Genomic DNA, 24,403 nt, shown 5'->3' on the forward strand with positions numbered 1-24,403 from the left:
ACCCGCCCCTCTTCCGCCCGCACTTCACGCGGGCCGGAGGGTCGGGGGCGTTACCGGACGGCACTCGATCGCAGCCGAAACATTAGCCGTGCATTAGTCGAGATTGCCAAGGTCGTTCCCACCAGCCCGACGTGCCCGGAGCCGTCGGCAGATCGGTGCCGCCGTCCGCCATTCCCGAGTCGCCGACGCGCGGCGGGGAGGAACGACCGGGGTGACGACGCACGAAGACGGGGCCGACGGCACGGTCCGCGCGGGAGCGGGGACCGACAGCCACGCGGGGGCGCGGCCCCGCCCCACCATGGACCGCGACACCCTGGCGGAGCTCCACCGGCTGCACGCCTCCGCCCTGTTGCGTGCCCTGCTCCGCCTCACCAGCGGGGACCGGGGCAAGGCCGAGGACATGCTCCAGGAGACCTTCCTGCGCGCCTGGCTGAACCCACAGGCGCTCGTCCGGGGTCCGGAGCACGGTCGGCCCTGGCTGTTCACCGTCGCCCGCAGGATCGCCATCGACCACTTCCGGGCGCAGTCCGCCCGGGTGAAGGAGCTGGGCGACGAGACGCCGGAGGACCGTGCGGGCCCCGACGACCCGTACGAGCAGATCGCGACCGCGCACGCCGTCGGCGACGCGCTCGCCGAACTCCCCGACCACCAAAGGGAGGTGCTGGTGGAGCTGCATCTCAACGACCGGTCGACCACGGACGCGGCCGCCGTGCTCGGCATCCCGTCGGGCACCGTCAAGTCCCGCAACTTCTACGCGGTGCGGGCACTGCGTCCCGTCCTGGAGCGGCACGGCCTCGCACCGACGGGCCGCCCGCTCCGTCCCGTCTGAACCGGTCGTGGCCGCCGGGCCGTTCCTCCGGGCGACCGACGAGAGGGGACCGAGGTGGTCACCGTCGTAGCCAGGAACGACATGAGCGCGCCCGAACACTGGACGGACGCGCCCGACTACAGCCCCGGGCACTGGCGCGCGAGGCGGAACGAAGTCCCGCCGCAAGCGCCTCCGGATCCGGCCCCGGGGGCGGAGCCCGCGCTGACGGCCGCGCCCGCGTCGGCGGAGCCCGTAATGGCGGACGCGCCCACATCGGCGGAGCCCGCACCGACGGCCGCGCCCACATCGGCGGAGCCCGTACCGGCGGCTGCAAGCGCACCGGAGGAGACGGTTCCGGCGGACGTGAGCGCCGCGGCGGAGCCCGTACCGGCCGCGGAGGCTCCGGCGGTGCCGGCCGGGACCATGACGGAGTCGCGACCGACGCGGCGGACGTCCCGCTCCCTCTTCCGGATCGGGCGGCGCGGAGGGGCGGGCCAGGCCACCGAGGTCCTCGGGGCCCCGCTGCTGCGCAGCCATCGGATCGCGGTGATCGGTCTGAACGGCGGGGCCGGGAAGACGACCACCACCTTGGCCCTCGGCGCGGTCCTGGCCCGGGAGCGGGCCGACCGGGTGGTCGCCGTGGACGCGAGCCCGGACTCGGGAGCCCTGGGCCGCCGCGTCCGGCGGCAGTCGGGCGCCACCGTGCTCGACCTGGTGGCGGCGCTGCCCCGGCTGCGCACCTACATGGACATCCGGGCCTTCACCTCGCAGACGCCCAGCGGTCTGGAGGTCGTGGCGCACGACCCTGACCCGGCGGACCTGCGGGCCCTGGGCGAGCAGGAGTACCGGCAGGTCGTGGAGGTGCTCGCCGGCCAGTATCCGCTGGTCCTCACCGATTCCGGGACCGGCATGCCGCACGACGTCCTGTGCGCCGTCCTGGACATGTCGGACCAGCTGGTCGTCGCGGCGACACCGGGCGAGGACGGCATGAGCGGCGCCGGCATGGTCTTCGACCGGCTGGCCGCCCTCGGCCACGAGGACAAGGCACGGGAGGCGGTGACCGTCGTCACCGGCGTGCGGTCGTCGCCGGGGCGGCCGGCCCTGGACGACGAGGCCGTCGCCCGTCTCCGGCAGCGCTGCCGGGCCGTGGTGACCGTCCCGTACGACTCCCGTCTGGCCCGGGGCGGCGAGGTCGACCCGGAGACGCTGCGGGGCCGGACCCGGGACGCGTACCGCGAACTCGCGACGCTCGTCGCCCGGAACTTCCCCCACGACTGACCCCGCCCCCTCCCCGTCCTCTTCTTCACGCCCGTCCCCGAGAACACTGGAGAGCACCCATGGCCTGGTACGAGGGCCCCTGCCGGATCACCGTCATCGGCCTGGACGCCGACTGGCCGCAGCGCGCGGTGGTCACCGTGTCCGGTGCGCGCGGAGCGCGGATCGAGATCCCCGGCGAGGTGGGGACGGTCCGGCACGTGGACGCGCCGGGCTGGCACCTGGAGGTGGAGCACTTGTACGAGGGCCGGTGGCGGCCCAACGTCCGCGCGGTCAGGACCCGCTGGGAGACGGTGGACGGCGTCCGTACGCAGACGATCACCAGCAAGGACGTGGACTGGCCGGGGCGCGTCCGGCAGGAGCGCAACCTGGTGCTGCGTCTGGAGCGGATCGGCGAGGAGGCCGAGCGCCCGCGCGAGGCGGGCCGGGAGGCACCGGCCCGGGCGGTGACCCGGTCGACGGAGAGTGCCCCGGTCCGCCGGCCGGCGGTCGGCCCCGCCTCCGTACCCACGGGGTCCGTCTCGGGCGGTTCCGTCTTCGGCACCCCGCCCACGACTTCCGGCGGCGCCGCCGGGGGCGCGACGTCGACGAGCAGCAGCAGCCCCTGGTAGACCCGGGGCCACCCGCCCGGCCGCCGGTCCGCGATCCGTACGGGACACCGTCCGGGCGGGCTGGACGGCTTCCCACCCGGGCTTTCCCTTCGCACCGGCACCTGTCGGGGCGACCGCCCCGGAACGCGCGGGGACTCATGCCGACCTACCTGAGGAAACGGAGGAGGAGCCGCTCCGCCCGAGGCCCGACCTCGTCCCGATCCCGCCGACGGAGCTGCCCCGGCGGAAGGCTGCCGGGACCGGCTCGTCCCGGAGCCGGTCCCTGCGGCAGGACGACGTCCAGGCCGGCTCAGAGCGATGCCTCGACCCCGAGGCTTCCGGCGCCGATGGCCCCCCTCAGGACGTGGGCGATCTCCTCGGGCTTGAGGTCGATGCCGTCGAGCCCCTCCACCGTCAGCGGGACCTCCTCCAGCGCGTACGCGCCGCGGCCCTCGGCGCTGAACTCGGGGCCGGTGCGGTCCTCGAAGGACCAGGTCGCGATGCGGGCGAGGTAGAAGAGCTGACGCTCGTCTCCGGTCTCCACCGTGTGGAGGAGGCGGACGATGTCGGCCTTTCCCGCGATCTCCTCGTGGATCTCCCGGTGGAGGGCGGCCTCCCGGGACGCGTCGCCGGGCTCGACGCCGCCGCCGGGCAGGACCCAGTACTCGGGGATACCGGGCCTGGTGCGGCGGATGACCAGCATCGTGTCGTCGGCGGTGACGAGGACGGCGCGGACTCGTTCGATCATTTCGGTTCTTCTCCTTGCTCGTTCAGGGCGATGCCGGGAGCGGACCGGGCTGCCGTCCCCGGCCCGGCCCGAAGGGGGGCCGGAGACCGGTCCACGAGAACTCCGTGGTCGAGGGCTGTCACGCGCTTCGAGACCCCTGCGCGTCCCGCAGGGCGAGCGCGCAGGACTCGGGGCGATGGCGACCACAGCCGACCGGTTGTCCGACCCACGGCGTAACGATGGCCCGGTGGCGGTGCAGGATATCCCCCGCAGCGACCCCGGAGTTGTCCCGAGGACCGTCCTCGGCACCGGCGCGAACGGCCCCACCGACCTGGTTCACCTGGTCACCGGCGACACGCTCTCCACCGCGCGCCATGCACTCCGGCGAGTCCGCCGACGACTGCTTCGACGCGTGGCGCACGGGCTCAGAGCCGTCGGGGCCCTCATGCCTCCGCGCACGGTCGCCGTCGAACCGGCTGCTCTCATGCTGCGTCCCGTCCTGAACGTCCGAAGCCGAGCCAGGGGGCGAGGCAGCCACCGGACAGGTCGCCGCCGTTCGCCCGGTCGCGGACGGTGCCGGGTGGCGGACGTCCCCCCGGGGATCTCGGCAGCGGAGCCTCCAGGAGCGCTTCGCAGAACCGTCATTGCCCCTTAACGCCGGATCGTTGACCGGCCCCCGCGGGCTTGCGAGCATCGGGGCATGACGTCGTCGAGCTGTCCCCCGCGTCCCTAGGCCCTCGGTTGCCGGGGCCGCCGTGCCGCCGTACGACCGACCCCGGACCGAGGAATGCCGATGCGACCAGCGCTCATCGCGACGCCGGGCGGAAGGCCCGCCGCCGACCAGCCCGACGCCGCCGCCGTCCTGCGGGCCATCCTGCGCCAAGGCCCGCTGGCCCGCACCGCGATCATCCGGGAGACGGGCCTGAGCGCGGCCGTCGTGTCGCGGCACGCGGCCGAACTGCTCGCGATGGGACTGGTCTGGGAGCCGCCCGAGCCGCACCGGCCGCCCCGGCCCGGACGCCCCCGGATCCCGCTGGACATCGAGACCGCGCACCACGTCGCGGCGGGCGTGCACATCGCCGTCCCTCGGCTCACCTTCTCGCTCACCGACCTGCGCGGCACCGTCATCGCGTACGAGCACGTGCCGCGGCAGCGGCAGCACGGCGCGGTCCTCCAGGACGTCGCCGCGCGCCTGCCCGGCTTCCTACGCAGACACCTCGGCGGGCGCTCCGTCCTCGGCCTCGGCGTGGCCACCGGCGGCTGGGTCGACCCCGACGCCGGGGTCCTGGTCGAGAACTCCGCCCTCGGCTGGCGCGACATCCCCCTGCGGCGGTCGTTGCAGCGCGCGGTGGGGCTCCCGGTCCACGTGGAAGGCCATGCCCGGGCACTGGCCCAGGCCGAGCTGCTGTTCGGCTCGAACCGCGGCGGCGACCTGGTGCACCTGTTCGTCGGCAATGCCGTGGACGCGGCGATCGCCACCGGCGGCGTCCTGCTCCAAGGCCGTCGGTACGGCGCCGGCGGCATCGCCCACCTGCCCGTACCGGGGTCGGCGGAGCCGTGCCCCTGCGGCCGCACCGGCTGCCTCCAGGCCACCGTCTCCGACCGTGCCGTCGCGCGCCGCGCCGTCGCCGAGGGCGTCATCCCGCACCCCGATCTGCGGCTGCTCGTGCGTGCCGCTCGCGCGGGCGACGTCCGGGCGCTCGACCTGTGCCGCACCCGCCTGCGGTTGATCGCGCACGCGGTACGGCCGCTGCTCGACCTGATCCGCCCGGACGACCTGGTGCTGACCGAGTTCGCCACCCTCCGTCTGCCCCGGCTGCTCGACGAGCTGACCCGCGAGCTGACGAGCGGCGGCGACCAGGTGCGGACCGGCTCCTTCGGTGTGGACACGCTCGCGGTGGCGGCGACCGCGCCGGTGCTCGCGGCCGTCTACCAGGACCCGTTGGGACTGCGTACCAGCGGCGGCGCCCGATGAGCCGGGCGGGCCGTGGAGGGTTTCTTCCGCGCCGCCAGAAAATATTGTCCGCACCGGCACGCGAGCAGCACACTCTTCCCATGGACGCACAGCAGAGGGCCACGATCCGGGCAGCCGCAGGCCGGCACCCCGTGAACGCCTTCCGCGCGCACCACTTCGCCGGACTGGGCTGTCGCGCCCACTGACCGGTTCTCCACCGAGACGCCGACGCGCCTCAGCGCCGGGGCACGGGGCACGGGGCGCTGACCCCGACGCACGCCTCCGTCGAACTCCGCGCTGAATCAGGGACGTCACTCCGCGCCGAACCAGGCACGTCCACCGGCCGAAGCACAGCCGGAGCGCAGTCGAGCACTGACAGGAGCGCTGCCCGGAGCTCCGGCCGAGGCACGGCCGAGCACTGCCCGGAGCTGTGCCCGGAGTGCCGGTTCCCGTACCGGCGTCGGCCCCTTCTCCCGGCCCCGACGCCGTCCCGGTGCGCCCGGCCGCCTTCCTCACCCCGCCCTCGTTCCGTCATGCCCGAAAGGACTCGCCCCATGAGCACGCTCACCGTCCGTCCCGTCGCCGGTCACATCGGCGCCGACTTCGACGGCGTGGACCTCGCCGGCCCGCTGGCCGTCGAGACCGTCGACGCGATCAAGCAGGCCCTCCACCGTCACAAGGTCGTCTTCTTCCGGGGGCAGCGGCTCGACCACGCCTCGCAGATCGCCTTCGCCCGCCACTTCGGCGAGCTCACCTACGCCCACCCGCACGACGACGCCCCGCCGGAGGATCACCCGGAGATCTTCACCATCGACCCGCGCCGCTTCGAGGAGCGCTACGGGAAGGAGTTCCGGGAGGAGTACCGCAAGCGCCAGTACAGCTACTTCGACGGCTGGCACACGGACGTCACCGCCGCGGTGAACCCGCCCGCCGGGTCCATCCTGCGCGCCGAGACGGTCCCGGAGTTCGGCGGCGACACCCAGTGGACCAACCTCGTCGCCGCGTACGAGGGACTGTCCGCCCCCGTCAGGGCGTTCGTGGACACGCTGCGCGCCGAGCACCGGTACGGCGGCGCCCGGCCGGTCGGCGAGGACGGCGCCTACGCCCGCCGGGTCAACGACAACCTGCTCGTGTCCGTCCACCCCGTGGTGCGGGTGCACCCGGAGACCGGGGAGCGCGCGCTGTTCGTCAACCCCGGGTTCACCAGCCACGTCGTGGGCGTCACCGCCGCGGAGAGCCGGCGGATCCTGGACCTGCTCTACGCCGAGATCACCCGGCCCGAGTACACGGTGCGCTTCCGCTGGGAGCCGGGGCACGTGGCGTTCTGGGACAACCGGGCCACCGCGCACCTCGCCCCGCGCGACCTGGAGCACCTCGACGTCGAGCGCCGGCTGCACCGGGTCACGCTGATCGGCGAGGTCCCCGTCGGACCGGACGGACACCCGTCCGAGTCGGTCGCCGGGCGCCCGTTCACCGCCGACCACCGGGTCGCCGCGACCTCCTGACACCCTCCCGGGGCCGCCAGCGCCCGCGCCGACGCGTTCCGCCGCCGCGTCGGCGGCCCCACCCTCCCCTCGGTCTCCCCACCTCCGCCCTTCGGCCCGCCCGGTCCACCCGGCCCGCCCTGCCGGCCCTGCCGGTCCTCCCCTCCCAGCCGCGTCCCTCCTCCCCCGGCGCCTCCCCCGCCGCCACGTGAAAGGCCCGTATCGCCATGTCCCTGCACACCTCAAGACCACTGAACCGCCGGGGATTCCTCGCCCTGGGCGGCGGCGCCCTGCTGGCGCTCGCGGGCTGCGCCTCCCCCGACCAGGCCGGCTCCACGCAGCTCGGCGCGCTGCCGACCGCCGCGCCCGACAGGAAGACCACCCTCCGGCTCGGGACGACCACGACGCAGGCGCAGCTCACCGCCGAACCGTCGCTCGGTCCGCTGCCGTTCTCCGTCGAGTGGGTCCGGCTCAACGGCGGTCCCGAGACCATCCAGGGCTTCCGCGCGGGCGCGGTCGACCTGGCGAGCAACGCCGGGATGCCGCCGATCCAGGCGCACGACATCGGCTTCGACGCGAAGATCGTCGCCATCGCGCACAACACCGCGGTCACCTACATCCCCACCACCCGGCCGGGCAGCGACATCCGGACGGCGAAGGACGTCGTCGGCAAGCGGATCGCCTTCTCCCAGGGCCAGGCGCAGGGCGTCACGATCCTCAAGTGGCTGAACGAGAACGGCGTCTCGCACCAGGACGTGACCCTGGTGCCGCTGCCCAGCGCCCAGTTCCTGACCGCGCTCCAGGGCGACCAGGTCGACCTCGCGCCGCTGACCGAGCCGTCGCTGACGAAGTACCTGAAGCAGTACGCGAAGGACGGCGCTCGCGCCCTGCCCACCGACGTCCAGGACCTCCTGAGCCTGTTGTGGGCGCCCACGTCGGTGCTCGCCGACGAGCGCAAGGCGGCGGCGGTCCGGGCGTTCGTCCCGATCTGGGTCCGGGGCAACAACTGGTCCTGGGAGAACCCCGACCAGTGGATCGATTCGTACTACGTGAAGGACCAGGGGGTCACCCGGGAGGACGGCGAACGGATCGTCAAGGCCCGGAGCAAGCCGCTGTACCCCACGAACTGGGACTCCTCGATCGCCTGGGAGCAGTCGATCGCCGACCTCATGTCCGACGCCGGCTTCGTGAAGAAGTTCGACGTGGGCGTGCTGTTCGACCGGCGGTTCGAGAAGGTCGCGGCGGAGGCCGCGCCCCCCGCGTACCGGGGGCAGGCCTGAGATGGGCGAACACCTCTGGTACATCCCGAACGCCGTCGAGCCCGGGCATCGCGGCGACGACGCCGTCGAGGGGTGGGGCACGCTGGACCACGCGACGGAGCTGGCCCGCGCCGTCGAGGACCACGGCTGGGCCGGGGCGCTCCTCGGCACCGGCTGGGGCCGTCCGGACACCTTCACCGTCGCGGCCTCGCTCGCCGCCCGTACGACGACGTTCAAGCCGCTCATCGCCGTCCGGCCCGGCTACTGGCACCCGGCGAACTTCGCCTCCGCCGCGGCCACCCTCGACCGGCTCAGCGAAGGCAGGGTCCTGGTCAACGTCGTCAGCGGCCTCGACGCCGCCGCGTCCTACGGCGACGGCGAGTTCGACCCCGCCCGCCGCTACGAGCGCACCCTGGAGTTCCTCCGGCTGGTGCGCCGCCTGTGGAAGGACGAGGAGGTGACGTTCCGGGGAGAGCACTACCGGGTGGAGAACTCCACGGTCCGGCCGCGTCCCTGGCGCGCCGAGGAGGGCCGGCACCCCCGGCTGTACTTCGGCGGCGCGAGCCCGGCCGCCGAGCGGGTCGCCGCGCGGGAGGCCGACGTCCAGCTGTTCTGGGGCGAGCCGCTGGACGGCGTCGCGGAACGCGTCGACCGGCTGCGGACGCTGTCCGACGAGGTCGGGCGCGTCCACCGGCCGCTGGAGTTCGGGCTGCGCGTGACGACCGTCGTGCGGGACACCACCGAGGAGGCGTGGCGCGCGGCGGAGGAGAAGGTCGCCCGCATGGCACGGCAGGACCCGCGCACCCAGGAGGCCTTCCGGCGCGGCACGGCCGTCGGTCAGCGGCGGCTGCTCGACCTGGCGGACCGGGGCGACGTCCTGGACAGCTGCCTCTACACGGCCCCCGGCCGCCACGGAGGCGGCGGCGCCGGCACGACCTGGCTGGTCGGCTCGGCGCGGGAGGTCGCCGACGCGCTGCACCGGTACCGCGAGCTCGGCGTGACCCACTTCGTGCTGTCGGACACCCCGTACCGGCGGGAGATCGCCCGCGTCGGCGACGCCCTGCTCCCGCTCCTGGGGGAGCCGGCCGCGTCCCCCGCCGGATCAGCCCCGCGGCGACTTTCCGCCGCCCCTTCCTCGGAGGCCCCCGCATGACCGCCGTCCTGCACGACACCACCTCCCTGCGCGCCGTGTACGGCGCGTTCCCCACCGGCGTCACGGCGATCGCCGCCCTGGTCGACGGCGAGCCGGCCGGCCTGGCCGCCAGCTCGTTCACGACCGTGTCCCTCGCGCCGCCGCTGGTCTCCGTCTGCGTGGCGCACACCTCCGGCACCTGGCCGGTGCTGCGCCGGGCCGGCCGCCTGGGCGTCAGCGTGCTCGGCGCGGGCCAGGGGGCGCTGTGCCGGCGGCTCGCCGGTCCGGCCGCCGAGCGTTTCGCCGGGGCCCCGTGGCGGGCGGACGAGGACGGCGCGGTGCTGCTGGACGGCTCCGCCGCCTGGTTCACCTGCTCGGTCGACGACGAGATCCGGGCCGGTGACCACGACATCGTCGTCCTGCGCGTCCACGACCTGCGCCTCGACCGGGACGTGGACCCCCTCGTCTTCCACGCCAGTTCGTTCCGCTCCCTCCTCCCCCGACCCCAGGAGCCCCGATGAACCTCGACCTGACCTCCCGCACGGGCGGTGGCACGGCCACCGTGACCGGCGGGCCGGCGAAGGCACCGCCGTCCTCGGCACCCCCCGCTCCCGCACCGCCGACGGACGCGCCGGCACCGGACACGGCGGCGGCCGCCGGTCTGGTGCCGGCGACCCAGCGCCGCCTCGGGCGCGGCAAGTCGATCCCGTTCGGCCGGCTCCTCGGCCCGCTGCTCATCGTCCTCGCCTGGTGGGGCGCCTCGGCGGCCGGCCTGCTGGACCCGCGCAAGCTGTCGTCGCCCGCCTCGGTCGTGACCTCCGCCCAGGAACTGTGGGTGAGCGGGCGCCTGCAGGAGAGCGTGCAGGCCTCGCTGTCGCGTGCCCTGCTCGGTCTGCTCATCGGCGTCGCGGCCGGCCTGGTGCTGGCGCTGGCGTCCGGGCTCTCCCGCGTCGGTGACGCGGTCGTGGACGGCACCTTGCAGGTCAAGCGCTCGATCCCCAACCTCGCGCTGCTTCCCCTGCTGATCCTCTGGCTGGGCATCGGCGAGACGATGAAGGTGGTCGTCATCGCGCTCGGCGTGACGGTCGGCATCTACATCAACACCCATGCGGCGCTGGTCTCCATCGACGCCCGCTACGTCGAACTCGCCGAGGCACAGCGGCTGTCGCGCTGGCAGTTCCTGCGCAAGGTCGTGCTGCCGGCCGCGCTCCCGGGCTTCTTCACGGGGCTGCGGCTGGCGGTGACCGCGGCCTGGCTCGGTCTGATCGTGGTCGAGCAGATCAACGCCACCTCGGGAATCGGCTACATGATGTTCCAGGCCCAGCAGTACGCCCAGTCCGGGATCATCCTCGTCGGTCTGGTGCTGTACGGCGCCTTCGGCTTCGCCTCCGACGCCCTCGTCCGCCTCGTGGAGGGGAGGGTGCTGTCGTGGCGACGTACGATCACCGCCTGAGCGAGGGCGGCCCGGTCGCCGGGTCGATGGACCCCGCCGTCCGCGTCAGCGGCCTCACCCGGTCCTTCGGCGACCGCCAGGTGCTCCGCGACGTCGATCTGACCCTCGCCCGGGGCGAGTTCACCGCGCTCCTCGGGCGCAGCGGCTCGGGCAAGAGCACCCTGCTGCGCGCGGTGGCGGGACTGGACCACACCACCGTCGGCACGGGCGAGATCCTGGTGCCGCGGCGGGTCTCGCTGGTCTTCCAGGACTCGCGACTGCTGCCGTGGCTGAGGGTCCTGGACAACGTGGTGCTCGGTCTGCCCGGCGACGGCGCCAAGGAGCGCGGCCGTGCCGCCCTCGACGAAGTCGGCCTGGGCGGGCGGTCGTCGTCCTGGCCGCACGAGCTGTCCGGCGGGGAGCAGCAGCGGGCGGCGCTGGCCCGGTCGCTGGTCAGCGAACCGGAACTGCTGCTCGCCGACGAGCCGTTCGGCGCCCTCGACGCGCTGACCCGCATCCGGATGCACCGGCTGCTGCGCCGGCTGTACGAGCGGCACCGGCCGGCGGTGCTGCTGGTGACCCACGACGTGGACGAGGCGGTGACCCTCGCCGACCGGGTGCTGGTCCTCGACGACGGCGACTTCGTCCTGGACCTGCGCCTCGACCTGCCCGCCGGACGCGACCCGGGCGACCCGCTGTTCCAGCGGCACCGCACCACCCTGCTGGGCGCCCTGGGCGCCCTCTCCGACGACCGCACGAAGGACCCGAAGGAAGCGTCATGAGCAAGCGCGCCGAGAAGCTCCATCTGAACGCCTTCCTGATGGGCGTCGGTCACCACGAGGCCGCCTGGCGGCTGCCGGAGTCGGATCCGTACGCCTCCTGGGACGTCGAGCACTTCCGCAACCTCGCCCGGATCGCCGAACGGGGCCGGCTGGACTCGCTGTTCCTCGCCGACAGCCCGGGGCTGATGGGCGATCCCGCCCGCCGGCCCGGCGGGCGGCTGGAGCCGACGGTGCTGCTGACGGCGCTCGCCGGGGCGACCGAGCACATCGGTCTGATCGGGACCGCCTCGACGTCGTACGACGAGCCGTACAACCTGGCCCGCCGGTTCGCCTCGCTCGACCACGTCTCCGGCGGGCGGGCCGGATGGAACATCGTCACGACCGCCGGCGCGGACGCGGCCCGCAACTTCGGCCTGGACGACACGCCCCCGCACAAGGAGCGCTACGAGCGCGCCGACGAGTTCCTCACGGTGTCCACCCGGCTGTGGGACAGCTGGACGGACGACGCGATCGTGGCCGACAAGGACGCCGGTGTCCACGCCGACTCCGCGAAGGTCCGCGGGATCGATCACGCGGGGCGGTTCTTCCGGGTCGCCGGGCCGCTGAACGTGCCCCGCCCGCCGCAGGGTCACCCGCTGCTCGTGCAGGCCGGTTCGTCGGAGGACGGCAAGGCGTTCGCGGCGCGCTGGGCGGAGGCGGTGTTCACCGCGCAGCAGACCCTCGAAGAGGCGCGGGCGTTCTACGCGGACCTGAAGAAGCGGGCCGTGGCGCACGGCCGCGACCCGCGGGGCATCAAGATCCTTCCCGGGATCGTGCCGGTCATCGGTGACACCGAGGCGGAGGCGGAGGAGCTGGAACGCGAGCTGGACCGGCTGATCAGCCCGGAGTTCGCCAAGCGGCAGCTCGCCCGGCTGTTCCGGATCTCCTCGGACGCGCTGGACCTGGACGGGCCGCTGCCGGACGACCTGCCGTCCGAGGACGAGATCGAGGGCTCCAAGAGCCGGTACACGCTGATCGTGGAGCTGGCCCGGCGGGAGAAGCTGACCGTACGTCAGCTGATCGGGCGGCTCGGTGGCGGGCGCGGGCACCGGACGTTCACCGGCACGCCGGTGCAGGTGGCCGACGCGATCGAGGAGTGGTTCGACGGCGACGCCGCGGACGGGTTCAACATCATGCCGCCGGTCCTGCCGTCCGGCCTGGAGGCGTTCGTCGACAAGGTGGTGCCGATCCTCCAGGAGCGCGGCAGGTTCCGCACCGAATACACCGGCGGCACGCTGCGCGACCACTACGGGCTGCCCCGCCCCGCGGACTCGCTCGCGGCCCCGCACGCCCTCGGGGCGTCCGCGTGACGGTCGCACCCTGTCGCACCGCGGACCGTACGTCCCCGGTGTCACCCGGACCGGCCGGCGCGGGCTGGGTGCGCCGGCTGGTCGGGTACTGCCTGGCCCACCGTTCCGACCTGGCCGGGGCGTACGGCGCGGCGCTCGTCGCCGCGGCGGCCACGGCCGCACTGCCGCTGGTCCTCGGCCACGTCGTGGACCAGGTGGCGTCCCCCTCGGCCGCGCCGACCCCCTGGGTGGTGCTGCTGCTCGGCCTCGGCGCGCTGCGGTTCGGGGCGAGCTTCCTGCGCCGGTACTGCTCCGGCCGGGTGTCCCTCGGAGTGCAGTACGCGCTGCGCAACGACGCCTTCGCCGCGCTGCTGCGGCTCGGCGGCCGCCAACAGGACGAGCTGCACACCGGCCAGGTCGTCAGCCGGGCCGTCTCCGACGTGACGCTCGTCCAGATGCTGCTGCAGTTCCTGCCGAACATGTTCGGCAACGCGCTGATGTTCGGCCTGTCCGTGGCGCTGATGCTCGCGCTGTCGCCGCTGCTGACCCTGGTCGCCCTCGTCGTCGGCCCGGCGCTGTGGCTGATCGCGTACCGCAGCCGCCGCGACCTGTTCCCGGCCAACTGGCACGCGCAGCAGGAGGCGGCCGAGGTCGCGTCGACCGTGGAGGCGGCGGTCGCGGGCGTCCGCGTGGTCAAGGGGTTCGGCCAGGAGGAGCGTGAACTGGCGGAGCTGGAGCAGCGGTCGCGCGCGCTGTTCTCCTCGCGGCTGCGGGTCGCCCGGCTCACCGGCAGGTACAACCCGGCGCTTCAGGCCGTGCCGGTCCTCGGGCAGGTCGCCGTGCTCGCGCTGGGCGGCTGGCTGGCGCTGCGCGGCAGCATCTCCCTGGGCACCTTCGTGGCGTTCAACGCCTATCTCGGCTCCTTCGTGACGCCCGTGCGCCAGGTGGCCATGCTGCTCACCGTCTGGCAGCAGGCGCGCGCCGGGGTGGAGCGGGTGCTCGACGTCGTCGACACGGCTCCCGCCATCACCGACGCCCCGGACGCCGTCGCCGTGCCGGACGGGGCGCCCGCCCTGGAGTGGGACGGAGTGGTGTTCGGCCACGACCCGACGGCCGCCCCGCTGCTCGACGGTTTCACCCTGCGCGTGGAACCCGGGGAGACGGTGGCCCTGGTCGGCGCGGCCGGGTCGGGCAAGTCCACGGCGGCGGCGCTGCTGCCCCGGTTCTTCGACCCGGCCGCCGGGACGGTACGGGTCGGGGGCGTCGACGTCCGCGGACTGCGGCTCGCCGCACTGCGTGCCCGGATCGGCTTCGTCTTCGAGGAGCCGCACCTGCTGTCCGACACGATCGCGGCGAACATCGCCTACGGGCGGCCCGACGCCGGGCGGGCGGAGATCCGCCGCGCGGCGCGGCTGGCGCAGGCCGACGCGTTCATCAGCGCCCTGCCGGACGGCTACGACACCGTGATCGGCGAGCAGGGCCTCACCCTGTCCGGCGGGCAGCGCCAGCGCATCGCCCTGGCCCGGGCGATCCTGCCCGACCCCGCCGTCCTGGTGCTGGACGACGCGACCTCCGCCATCGACGCCCAGGTCGAGGCGGCCATCCACGCCGGTCTGCACCGAGTGGCGCGACGGCGGACCACGTTGGTCATCGCCCACCGGGCGTCCTCCCTCGAACTGGCCGACCGGGTCGCCGTCCTGGACCGGGGCCGGGTCGTCGACATCGGCACGCCCGACGAACTCCGGGAGCGCAGCGCGCTGTACCGGTCGCTGCTGTCTCCCGACGAGCAGCCCGGCGAACTCGGCGTCGACGAGGCGTCGGCCGCGGAGCCGCCGCGGCCGCGCGGTGTCACCGAGGCGCTGTGGCGGCCCGCCCCGGACGCCCCGTCGGCCGGCCCGGACGTCGGGGCGCGGGTCGCCGCCGCCTACGCGCAGGCCGCCGCCACGTCCGGGCCGGGCCGCGCGGGACCGGGCGGAGGGCTGCTCGGCGGCGCCCCGGCCGACGGGGAACTCCTGGAGCGGCTGGCGGCGTTGCCGCGCGTCGACGTGGATCCGAAGGTCTCGCCCGAGCAGGCCCGCGCCTGGGACCCGGACTTCGGACTGCGCACCCTCGTACGGCCCTTCCGGCTGCCGCTGCTCGGCGGTCTCGCGCTGGTCGGCGCGGACGCGCTCGCGCAGCTCGCCGTACCGGTCCTGGTGCGGCACGGCGTCGACAGCGGCGTCAGCCGGTCCGCGCCGGCGGTGCTGCTCGCGACCTCGGGCGTCGCGGCGGTGGTCGTGCTCCTCGGCTGGCTGGTGAACGTCGCCCAGGTGCGGGTGACCGGCCGCACCGGCGAGCGTCTGCTGCACGCGCTGCGGGTGCGGACGTACGCCCAGTTGCAGCGGCTCGGACTGGACTACTACGAGCGCGAGCAGGGCGGCCGGATCATGACCCGGATGACCACGGACGTGGACGCGCTGTCGGCGTTCCTGCAGACGGGTCTGGTGACCTTCGTGGTCTCCCTGCTCACGATGCTCGGTGTGCTCGTCGCCCTGCTCGTCATCGACGCGGGGCTCGCCGTCACCCTGCTCCTCGCCCTGCCGGTCCTCGTCGCCGCCACGGCGGTGTTCCGGGCGCGGTCGCTGCCCGCGTACCTCGACGCGCGGGAGCGGGTCAGCGCGGTCAACGCCTACCTCCAGGAGAACGTGGCCCTGATCCGGGTCACCCAGGCCTACGGCCGCGAGGCGCGCAACGCCCGCGACTTCGCCCGCCTGGCCTGGGCGTTCCGCGACTCCAGGCTGCGGGCGCAACGGCTGATGGCGACGTTCTTCCCGTTCGTCGAGTTCCTCGGCACGGCGGCGACCGCCCTGGTCCTGGTGATCGGCGCCGGGCAGGTGCGCGACGGCCGGCTCACCGCGGGCGTCCTGATCGCGTTCCTGCTCTACGTCGAGCTGTTCTTCTCGCCGATCCAGCAGCTGTCCCAGGCGTTCGACGGCTACCAGCAGGCGGTCGTGGGCCTGGGCAGGCTGCGCACGCTGATGCGCGAACCGGTCGGCACGCCGGTCGCCGAACGCCCGGTGCCGGTGCGCGAGCTGCGCGGCGAGATCGAGTTCGACCGGGTGTCGTTCGGCTACCGGGACGGCGGGCGCGAGGTGCTCCACGAGGTCGGCCTGCGGGTCGCCGCCGGGGAGACGGTGGCCCTGGTCGGGACGACCGGCGCGGGCAAGTCGACGATCGTCAAGCTCGTCGCCCGCTTCCACGACCCGACCGCCGGAACCGTACGGATCGACGGCACCGACCTGCGCGCCCTGGATCCGGCGCAGTACCGGCGCCGGCTCGGGGTCGTCCCGCAGGAGACGCACCTGCTGGGCACGACCGTGCGGGACGCGATCGCGTACGGCCGTCCCGACGCCACCGACGCGGAGGTCGAGGCCGCGGCGCGGGCGGTCGGCGCGCACGCGATGGTGGCCGGGCTGCCGCACGGCTATCTGACCGAGGTCGGCGAGCGCGGCCGGGGCCTCTCCGCCGGCCAGCGGCAGCTGCTGGCGCTGGCCCGGGCGGAACTCGTCGACCCGGACGTCCTGTTGCTCGACGAGGCCACCGCCTCGCTCGACCTGGCCGGCGAACGCCGGGTGGCCGCGGCGACGGCGGCGCTCACCCGGCGGCGCACCACGCTCGTCGTGGCCCACCGGCTGACCACCGCCGCCCGCGCGGACCGGGTGATCGTCCTGCGGGACGGCACGGTCGCCGAGGCCGGCACGCATCACGAACTGCTCGCGGCGCAGGGCCCGTACCGAAGGCTGTGGGACGCGTTCCGCGCCGCCGGCGGGGCAGCGAGCGTCGACCAGCTCGCGGAGTCCGGGACGGCGACCGGACGGCGGCCCGTCTCCACGGCCACGGCCACGGCCACGGCCGCCCCCACGACCCTCCCCCCGGCCATCCCCACGACTGTCCCCACGGAAGGAACGTCATGACCATCCCGTACCGGCCCTTCGGCCGCACCGGCGTGCAGGTGAGCGCCCTCGCCCTCGGCGCGATGAACTTCGGCGCCCGGGGCAACCCGGACCACGAGGACGGGGTCCGCATCATCCACCGCGCCCTGGACGCCGGGATCAACATCGTCGACACGGCGGACGTGTACACGCAGGGCGAGTCGGAGGTGATCGTCGGCAAGGCCCTCGCCGGTCGCCGGGACGACGTCTTCCTGGCCACCAAGTTCCACGGTCGCATGGGGGACGACGTCAACCGGTTCGGCAACTCGCGCCGGTGGATCCACCGTGCCGTCGAGGACAGCCTGCGGCGGCTCGGCACCGACCACATCGACCTCTACCAGGTGCACCGGCCGGAGGAGGACACGGACTTCGACGAGACGCTCGGCGCACTGACCGATCTGGTCCGCCAGGGCAAGGTCCGCTACCTCGGCACGTCCACGTTCCCGCCGTCGCGGATCGTCGAGGGGCAGTGGATCGCGGAGCGGCGGGGCCGTGAACGGGTGGTGGCCGAACAGCCGCCGTACTCGATCCTGGCGCGCGGCGTGGAGGCCGAGGTGCTGCCGGTGGCCCAGCGGTACGGCCTGGCGGTGATCCCCTGGAGCCCGCTGGCCGGCGGCTGGCTGACCGGCCGCTACCGGGCGGGCGGGCCGCAGCCGGAGTCGAGCCGGGCGGCCCGCCAGCCGGGCCGCTTCGAGATCGGCGGCGCGCGGAACGCGGCCAAGCTGGAGGCGGTGGAGGCGCTCGCGGTCCTGGCCGAGCAGTCGGGCCTCACCCTGATCGAACTCGCCCTCGGCTTCGTCCTCTCCCACCCGGCGGTCACCGCCCCGATCATCGGTCCTCGCACCCTGGAGCAGCTGGAGTCCCAGCTCGGCGCGGCCGACACGCCCCTGCCGCCGGACGTCCTGGACGAGATCGACAAGATCGTGCCCCCGGGCACCACCCTGTCGTCCCAGGACGCGGGCCACACCCCGCCGCCCCTGCGCGAGCCGGCACTCCGTCGGCGTCCCCTCGGCTGACGGGGACGGACCAGGGCGGGCCGGGCCCGCCGACGACTCGTCGAAGCCGGCCCGGGGGCCGCGGCGATCACCGCGGCCCCCGGGAGCGGACGTGCCCGCCCGGTGCGGGTCAAGGGCGACCCCGGCCTCGCACCGACACCCCGTCCGACGTGCGTGAGGACCTCGCTCCGGTCGCGCGGGACGGCTTCGCGGGCCGGTCAGTCCTCGCCGTGGTCGTGGTGGGGGTGGTCGGCCTCGCCCACGCGCCAGTAGCCGCGTGTGGTCACCTGCGGGCGCGGCAGCATCCGGTCGTCGAGGAGGTAGGACCGGGCCTTGCGGACCGCAGATGCCTCGCAGGTGATCCAGACGTGCGTGTCGTCCCCGAGACCGGCCCTGCGGAGCGCGTGGACGAGGGCGGCGCCGGGTTCGCCCACCCGGTCGTGCCAGGTCACCTCGACGCCGGCAGGCGCCGGCAGGTCGATGCGGGGCTCGGCGCCCTCGGCTTCGAGGCGCTCGGGTGGGGGTGGACGGCTCCTTTTGAGATGCGGACGCCGTCTCCTCCGGGCAGAGTGGGGAAGGACCTGTTCGTGCCGAGGTGGCCCCTGTGGTCCCGCGCGCTGGAGGCGGGACGGACTGATGCGAGGATTGTCGTGACGTCGGAGTGATCGATGTTCCGCAGACGGCCGGCCGACAAAAGCGAGGACCTTCTGGTCCGGCTCGGGTCGCTGACCGCCAGGGCGCGGGAGCTGGCCGAGACGCAGCGCTCCCGTGTCGAGCTCGCCGTGGCCCTGCAGCGCGACATGCTGCCCTCGGACCTGCCCAGTTTTCCGGGCGCCCGGCTGGCCGTCCGCTATGAGCCCGCCAACCACGGGCTCAACGTCGGCGGCGACTGGTACGACGCCTTCTCCCTGCCCGGCGGACGGATCGGCATGTCCATCGGTGACGTGCAGGGGCACAACATCGAGGCCGCCGCCTACATGGGACAGGTCCGCGTGGCACTGCGCGCGCTGGCCTCCGTCACCGGAGACCCGGGAGAGCTGCTCGGCCGCACCAACGACCTGCTGATCTCTCTGGGCGCCGACCTCTTCGCCACCTGCACCTTCCTGCGGCTCGACCCCGCCGCCGGCACCCTGGAGTGCGCCCGGGCCGGTCACATCCCCCACATCTGGGCCACCGCCGACGGCCGCTCCGGCATCGACGACAGCGAGGGCGGGCCCCCGCTCGGTGTGCTGCGGGACGTCGAGTACCCGACCACGCGCCACCGGCTCTTCGCCGACGGTGTCTTCGTCCTCCTGACCGACGGGGTGGTGGAGGGGCCCTCGCTCCACGTCGACGAGGGTCTGGACCGGGTGACGAGGCTCGCCGGGATCACCGCCGTCGCCGGGCTGGACGTCGACGCGCTCGCCACCGCCGTCATGAAGCTGGCGGCCACGGTGGGGCACGAGGACGACGCGGCCGTCCTGGTCGTCGGCCATGACGGCGGTCCGGGCCGGTCGGCGGCCGAGGAGTGAGGCGGAAGGGGTTCGCCCGGGGCCGGGTCGGCCCGGGCCCGTGCTGTGAGGCGGTGCCCGACACGCAGGCGTCCTTGCCCCGTCGTGGCGGCCCGGCCGGTGTCTGATGGCTGACGTGTTGGATACTCGGCAGTTCCGGCCCTCCACGAAGACGGCTCTGATGTCGCTGGCCGTGGCGGTCTGCTACTACGCGGCCGGACGACTCGGCCTGATGGGCCGCCTCGTCGTCGAAGGCGTGGTGGTCACCCCCATCTGGCCGCCGACCGGCGTCGCCGTCGCCGCCCTGCTGCTGCTCGGCGCGCGGGTCTGGCCCGGGATCGCCCTCGGCTCCTTCCTCGTCATCGCCTCCCTCACCACTCCGGGGCCCACCACAGTGGTCACCGTGGTGAGCAACACCGTCGCGCCGCTCTGCGCCTTCCTGCTGCTCAGACGGGCCGGCTTCCGACGCGACATGGCGCGGCTGCGGGACGGACTCTCCCTGGTCTTCCTCGGGGGGTTCGGCGCCATGCTGATCAGCGCGACCGCGGGGGTCGGACTGCAGGTGGCGAAGGGTTCCCTGGACCCGAGCGAGTTCTGGCCCGTCTGGCTGGCCTGGTGGGTGGGCGACACGATGGGGGTGCTGCTCGTGGCGCCGCTCCTGCTCGTCCTCGTGGGGCCGGCCGGACGGTTCCGGGTACGGCGCTGGAAGGAGGCGGCCTTCCTGGGACTGGCGGCCCTGGTCCTCATGCCCATGGCCGTGCTCAGCCCGATGAGCATGCTCTTCCTCGTCTTCCCGCTGCTGATCTGGGCAGCGCTCCGCTTCCAGCTCGCCGGAAGCATGCTGTGCGCGCTCTTCGCCTCCGTGCTCACCACCATCGGGGCCACCTCAGGGCGGGGCGCGTTCCTCCATCTGACGGACGTCGAGATCATGGCCAAGCTGCAGGCGTTCAACGGTTCCGCGGCCCTGACCGCCCTGCTCCTCGCCTCGGTCATCACCGAGCAGCGCGCGACCCGCCGGTCGGTGCGCCGCGCCTGCCAGGAACTGGCGGAGGTCCTGGAGCACCTCGCGGCGGGCGAGCCCTCGCCGGGTCCACCCGGTGCCGCCGAGAGCCGGGCGGCCCCACCCGGCGGGCACATGGAACGGTGATCCCCGCGCCGGAGCCGACACGGGGATCAGGAGCCGTACGACGCGTGCAAGGCGTGGGACCCGTCCGGCGCCGACAAACCGGTGCGTGAGGGCGTCGGAGGTCGTGTCCGGCAACGGCGCCATCCGGACCGCGGTCGAGGACGCCGGTGTGCTCGTCACCGCCGCCCGCGCCCCGGCGACCGAGCAGCGGTGCGCGGCGTTCCGGCCTCGGCCGAGCTCGCCCGGGCGCCCGGCGCACACCTGCGTCCCCGTCCGCCGTATGCGAGGAACATCGCTCGCCCTCGGGGGCGGGCCCCGGCAGGGGTTTCCGCGCCGACCGGGCTGTGGCGGCACCGCGGGCCGGGCACCTTGAAGCAGTGCGACGCGCCGGGCGGCCCGGCGGAGGAGACGGGCGGACAGGTGACGGACGGCACCGCGCGTCCCTGTCGGGCGCCGTGCCGCCGACCAGTGGACAGGTCATCACCTGATCGAAGGAGGTCGTCGACACACAGAGCGCGATGCCCGATTTATGCCCATATGGTGATCGAGGATCACGAGCAGAGTCCGGCCGGGCCGACGTCCGGCGGACCCACGTCCCTCGCAGCCTCGCCCCTCCACGGGGCCGGGCGCGTGGCGGACGGAGAGAAGGTGCTGGCATGCCGGTGAACGTCACCTACCCGGGCGTCTACATCGACGAGGTCAAGAGTTCCGTCAGGACGATCACGGGCGTTCCGACCTCGGTCGCCGCGTTCGTCGGTCACGCCCCGCGCGGTCCGGTGGACCGGCCGGTCCACCTCACCGGCTGGGCCGACTACGAGGTCAACTTCGGCGGCCTCCAGGCGAACTGCCCGATGAGCTACGCCGTGTACCAGTTCTACCTGAACGGCGGCAGCGAGGCCGAGATCGTCAGGGTGGTGAAGGAGGACGAGGAGCTCGTCCGCCTGCCTCTCGGGACGCCCCCGCCCACGCGGCAGCCCGCCCGGACGCCGTCCCCGCCCGCCGAGAACGACGATGCGGCGGAACCCTCCCCCGCCGCCGGGGACGACGCGGCCTCCGGCGAGCAGAACCGGGGACGGGGCGGGTCGGGCGGCTCCGGCAGACGCGCCTCCGGCCGTCCGAGCGGGGAACCCGCCGCGACGCCGGGCCTCGTCGCCGCCTCGCCGGGACGGTGGGCCCGGAAGCTGCGCGCCCGTGTCGACCACGACACCTCCGAGTTCGAGCCCTCCGCGCTGCGGGACAACCCCGGTCCGCCGCACGAGCTGTTCAACCTGACGGTGCGCGACATGGCGACCGGCACCGAGGAGCGGTACCTCAACGTCAGCGTCAAGCCGGGCAGCCCGCGCGGCCTCGCCCAGCTCCTGGAGTCGTCCCAGCTCGTCCGCGTCGCCCCCGGTGCCTCCCTCGACACGGTGCCACCGGCCAACTCCGCTCCGGAGGACGGATCCGATCCCTTCGCGGCCAAGTCGCCGGACGCACCGGGGGGCCAGGCACCGTACTACTACGCGCCGGCCGGCGCCGACGCGAGCGGCACCGACGAGGAGGCCCTTCCGCCCGTGGACGCCTACCTGGGCAACCCCGCGCGGAAGACCGGCCTGCACCAGCTGTTGAAGACGGACATCTTCAACATCCTCTGCCTGCCGGACGCCCACGGCCTCGACGAACGCCAGGAAGGCGCGGGCAAGGCCCTCCGGACCGAGGCACTGAGCCTGTGCCTGCAACGACGGGCCGTCCTCCTGGTCGACCCGCCCCCGAAGTGGACGAGCGCGGTGCCGAGCGCCGGTTCCAACGCCGGTGTCGTGGATGCCGTGTTCGGCAGTGTCGCGGACGTCGAGGCGGGCGCCGACGGCAGGAACGCCGCGGTCTACTACCCCCGGGTCCTCGCGCCCGACCCGCTGCTCGGCGGCGCCGCCCGGGCCTTCCCGCCCTGCGGGGTGATGGCCGGTGTCCTGGCCCGCACCGACGTCCAGAGGGGGGTGTGGAAGGCCCCGGCCGGCACGGACGCCTCCCTGAACGGTGTCAGCGACCTCGAAGTGCCGCTGACCGACCTGGAGATCGGCCGCCTCAACCCCGTCGGCGTCAACTGCCTGCGACGGCTGCCGGCGGCCGGCCCGGTCGCCTGGGGAGCCCGCACCCTGCGCGGCGCCGACCGGCTCGCCGACGAGTGGAAGTACCTGCCGGTCCGCCGCCTGGCCCTCTTCATCGAGGAGAGCCTGTTCCGGGGCACGCAGTGGGTGGTGTTCGAGCCCAATGACGAACCGCTGTGGGCGTCCGTCCGGCTCAACGTCGGCGCGTTCATGAACTCGCTGTTCCGCGCGGGGGCGTTCCAGGGCCGGACCCCGCAGGAGGCCTACCTGGTCAAGTGCGACAAGGACACCAACCCGCAGAACGACATCGATCGCGGAGTCGTGAACATCCACGTGGGCTTCGCCCCGCTGAAACCCGCGGAGTTCGTGATCGTCCACATCCAGCAACTCGCCGGTCAGATCCAGGTCTAGGAGGACGACCGATGCCGGAAGTCACGCGCCGCGATCCCTTCAAGAACTTCCGCTTCCGGGTGAAGTTCAGCGGGGAGACGGCCTACATCGCCGGAATCAGCAAGGTCAGCGGGCTCAGGCGGACGACCGAGGTCATCCGGCACCGCGACGGCGGAGACCCCGGCACCAGCCGCAAGCTCCCCGGCCGCACCGAGTACGAGGCCATCACCCTGGAACGCGGATGCACCGTCGACACGGCCTTCGAGGAATGGGCCAACAGGGTCTGGAGCCTGAAGAACTCGGCGGGTGGTCTCGAGACGTCCCTCAAGGACTTCCGGCGTGACCTCATCATCGACGTCTTCGACGAGGGCGGACAGCAGGTGCTCTCCTACTCCGTCCACGACTGCTGGGTCTCCGAGTACCACGGCCTGCACGAACTCGACGCCGGGTCCAACGGCGTCGCCTTCGAGCGCATCAAGGTGGAGCACCACGGCTGGGTGCGGGAACACACCGAAGCGCCGCAGGATTCGCAGTTCTCCGACACCGCCGGGTGACAGCGTGCCGCGTCGACCGACCGAAGCGACCGTCCTCGAGGTCTGGGAGGGCGGACTCGACAGCACGCCGGCGGACCGGGCCCTCCTGATCGCCTCCACGGCCACGGCTCCCCACGGTGAACAGGACGTCGCCGACCTGCCGTTGAGCGCCGTCAACGCCCTCCTCCTGGACCTGCGGTGCGGCGTGTTCGGCGACGCCCTGCCCTGCACGACCGACTGCCCGGCGTGCGGGGACAGCCTCGACGTCACCGTGGCGGCGGAGGAACTGCGGCCGGCCGAGGCGATCGGCCGGGCCGGTGCGGCGGTCGCCGTCCCGGCCACGGCCACGTGGACGACGGGCGGCTTCACGCTCACCTACCGGGCCCTCACCGGCCGGGACGTCCGAGCCGTCGACCCCACGGCGCCCGGGGCACGCCGGGCGCTGCTGCGCCGATGCCTGCTGAGCGTCAGCCCGCCCGTCGACGACCTGCCCGACGACGTACTCGACGCGTTGGCCCCGCGCCTCGCCGAGCTCGACCCGGGGGCCGACACCGTGCTGACGCTGGACTGCCCACAGTGCGGGCACCGCTGGGAGGCCGCCCTCGACCTCGCCGACCACGTGTGGACCGACGTGTCCGCTCACGCGCGCGGGATCTTGCACGACGTCCACGCCCTGGCGCGGGCCTACGGCTGGTCGGAGGCCGAGGTGCTGTCGGTCAGCCCTGCGCGGCGGCGGTTCTATCTGGAGGTGACTTCCGGATGACCGACTTCGTGGACCGGCTCCTCGGAGCCCCGGGCCCGCGCCTCCGCCCCCTGGCACCCCACGCCTTCGGCCACCGGGCGCCAAGCCTGCCGGGCGGCGCGGACCGGGCGGACGCGCACCTCGTGGAGGGTGACGAGGAGCGGACGGCGGCCACGGGCGCGGCGACGGCGGTCGACCTGGCGCCTGGTACGGCGGATGCCACGACGGCCACTGATGCGGACCGTGTGGCGGGGGTGGCGGGGGTGGCGGGGGTGGCCGGTACGGATCGTGTGGCTGGTGC

General features: G+C 74.2%; 21 protein-coding genes. 19 read left to right on the forward strand and 2 right to left on the reverse strand.

The window, feature by feature from the left end:
• Positions 1–211: 211 nt before the first annotated feature.
• The 3 genes from IE321_RS07000 to IE321_RS07010 all read left to right on the forward strand — a co-directional run bounded on the left by IE321_RS07000 (position 212) and on the right by IE321_RS07010 (position 2,694).
• Complete coding sequence (locus IE321_RS07000; protein ID WP_226652705.1) at positions 212–829, forward strand: sigma-70 family RNA polymerase sigma factor; 618 nt, start codon at positions 212–214, stop codon at positions 827–829.
• A gap of 402 nt (positions 830–1,231) precedes the next feature.
• Complete coding sequence (locus IE321_RS07005) at positions 1,232–2,086, forward strand: MinD/ParA family ATP-binding protein (RefSeq protein WP_190222150.1); 855 nt, start codon at positions 1,232–1,234, stop codon at positions 2,084–2,086.
• Positions 2,087–2,145: 59 nt separating this feature from the next.
• A complete protein-coding gene (locus tag IE321_RS07010; protein ID WP_190222151.1) occupies positions 2,146–2,694 on the forward strand; it encodes a hypothetical protein in 549 nt (182 codons plus the stop codon).
• 289 nt (positions 2,695–2,983) lie between these two features.
• Here IE321_RS07010 and IE321_RS07015 read toward each other — a convergent pair whose 3' ends face one another.
• Positions 2,984–3,421: an NUDIX hydrolase gene (locus IE321_RS07015; RefSeq protein WP_190222152.1), complete on the reverse strand. Its 438-nt coding sequence runs from the start codon at positions 3,419–3,421 to the stop codon at positions 2,984–2,986.
• A gap of 772 nt (positions 3,422–4,193) precedes the next feature.
• On the opposite strand from IE321_RS07015, the gene IE321_RS07020 reads away from it, so the two are divergent.
• The 10 genes from IE321_RS07020 to IE321_RS07065 all read left to right on the forward strand — a co-directional run bounded on the left by IE321_RS07020 (position 4,194) and on the right by IE321_RS07065 (position 17,758).
• Positions 4,194–5,375: an ROK family transcriptional regulator gene (locus IE321_RS07020; RefSeq protein WP_226652706.1), complete on the forward strand. Its 1,182-nt coding sequence runs from the start codon at positions 4,194–4,196 to the stop codon at positions 5,373–5,375.
• A gap of 533 nt (positions 5,376–5,908) precedes the next feature.
• Complete coding sequence (locus tag IE321_RS07025) at positions 5,909–6,859, forward strand: TauD/TfdA dioxygenase family protein (RefSeq protein WP_226652707.1); 951 nt, start codon at positions 5,909–5,911, stop codon at positions 6,857–6,859.
• 206 nt (positions 6,860–7,065) lie between these two features.
• The gene (locus tag IE321_RS07030) at positions 7,066–8,118 is read left to right on the forward strand and encodes an ABC transporter substrate-binding protein (RefSeq protein WP_190222155.1); all 1,053 of its coding nucleotides are present in this window, start codon (positions 7,066–7,068) and stop codon (positions 8,116–8,118) included.
• 1 nt (position 8,119) lies between these two features.
• Positions 8,120–9,250 (forward strand): LLM class flavin-dependent oxidoreductase, encoded by a 1,131-nt coding sequence (locus IE321_RS07035; protein ID WP_190222156.1) that lies wholly within the window; start codon positions 8,120–8,122, stop codon positions 9,248–9,250.
• Positions 9,247–9,750 (forward strand): flavin reductase family protein, encoded by a 504-nt coding sequence (locus tag IE321_RS07040; RefSeq protein ID WP_190222157.1) that lies wholly within the window; start codon positions 9,247–9,249, stop codon positions 9,748–9,750. The genes IE321_RS07035 and IE321_RS07040 overlap by 4 nt, the downstream gene beginning before the upstream one ends.
• Positions 9,747–10,682 (forward strand): ABC transporter permease, encoded by a 936-nt coding sequence (locus IE321_RS07045; protein WP_190222158.1) that lies wholly within the window; start codon positions 9,747–9,749, stop codon positions 10,680–10,682. Before IE321_RS07040 ends, IE321_RS07045 begins: the two co-directional genes overlap by 4 nt.
• 26 nt (positions 10,683–10,708) lie before the next feature.
• A complete protein-coding gene (locus IE321_RS07050; protein ID WP_190222199.1) occupies positions 10,709–11,443 on the forward strand; it encodes an ABC transporter ATP-binding protein in 735 nt (244 codons plus the stop codon).
• The gene (locus tag IE321_RS07055) at positions 11,440–12,792 is read left to right on the forward strand and encodes an LLM class flavin-dependent oxidoreductase (protein WP_190222159.1); all 1,353 of its coding nucleotides are present in this window, start codon (positions 11,440–11,442) and stop codon (positions 12,790–12,792) included. The genes IE321_RS07050 and IE321_RS07055 overlap by 4 nt, the downstream gene beginning before the upstream one ends.
• 38 nt (positions 12,793–12,830) lie before the next feature.
• Entirely contained in the window at positions 12,831–16,724 is a 3,894-nt protein-coding gene (locus tag IE321_RS07060; RefSeq protein WP_226652708.1) for an ABC transporter ATP-binding protein, read from the forward strand.
• On the forward strand, positions 16,721–17,758 hold the full coding sequence (locus IE321_RS07065) for an aldo/keto reductase (protein WP_190222161.1): 1,038 nt from the start codon (positions 16,721–16,723) through the stop codon (positions 17,756–17,758). Before IE321_RS07060 ends, IE321_RS07065 begins: the two co-directional genes overlap by 4 nt.
• Before the next feature lie 197 nt (positions 17,759–17,955).
• On the opposite strand, the gene IE321_RS42760 is transcribed toward IE321_RS07065, so the two are convergent.
• On the reverse strand, positions 17,956–18,498 hold the full coding sequence (locus IE321_RS42760; RefSeq protein ID WP_190222200.1) for a siderophore-interacting protein: 543 nt from the start codon (positions 18,496–18,498) through the stop codon (positions 17,956–17,958).
• Here IE321_RS42760 and IE321_RS07075 point away from each other — a divergent pair.
• From IE321_RS07075 to IE321_RS41840, 6 genes are all read left to right on the forward strand, one after another.
• Positions 18,406–19,248: a PP2C family protein-serine/threonine phosphatase gene (locus IE321_RS07075; RefSeq protein WP_190222162.1), complete on the forward strand. Its 843-nt coding sequence runs from the start codon at positions 18,406–18,408 to the stop codon at positions 19,246–19,248. The two genes, IE321_RS42760 and IE321_RS07075, sit on opposite strands and share 93 nt — an antisense overlap.
• A 106-nt stretch (positions 19,249–19,354) precedes the next feature.
• Positions 19,355–20,374: an MASE1 domain-containing protein gene (locus tag IE321_RS07080; protein WP_190222163.1), complete on the forward strand. Its 1,020-nt coding sequence runs from the start codon at positions 19,355–19,357 to the stop codon at positions 20,372–20,374.
• A gap of 635 nt (positions 20,375–21,009) precedes the next feature.
• Positions 21,010–22,848 carry a phage tail sheath family protein gene (locus tag IE321_RS07085; protein ID WP_190222164.1) on the forward strand — a complete coding sequence of 613 codons (1,839 nt, stop codon included), beginning with the start codon at positions 21,010–21,012 and terminating at the stop codon, positions 22,846–22,848.
• Positions 22,849–22,859: 11 nt separating this feature from the next.
• A complete protein-coding gene (locus IE321_RS07090; RefSeq protein WP_043225511.1) occupies positions 22,860–23,381 on the forward strand; it encodes a phage tail protein in 522 nt (173 codons plus the stop codon).
• A gap of 4 nt (positions 23,382–23,385) precedes the next feature.
• Entirely contained in the window at positions 23,386–24,123 is a 738-nt protein-coding gene (locus IE321_RS07095; protein WP_190222165.1) for a hypothetical protein, read from the forward strand.
• On the forward strand, positions 24,120–24,403 hold a 284-nt coding region (locus IE321_RS41840; RefSeq protein WP_229916330.1), incomplete at its 3' end, for a hypothetical protein. The genes IE321_RS07095 and IE321_RS41840, both read left to right, overlap by 4 nt.

The sequence above is a fragment of the Streptomyces hydrogenans genome, assembly GCF_014656075.1.
In the GTDB taxonomy this organism is placed as follows: domain Bacteria; phylum Actinomycetota; class Actinomycetes; order Streptomycetales; family Streptomycetaceae; genus Streptomyces; species Streptomyces hydrogenans.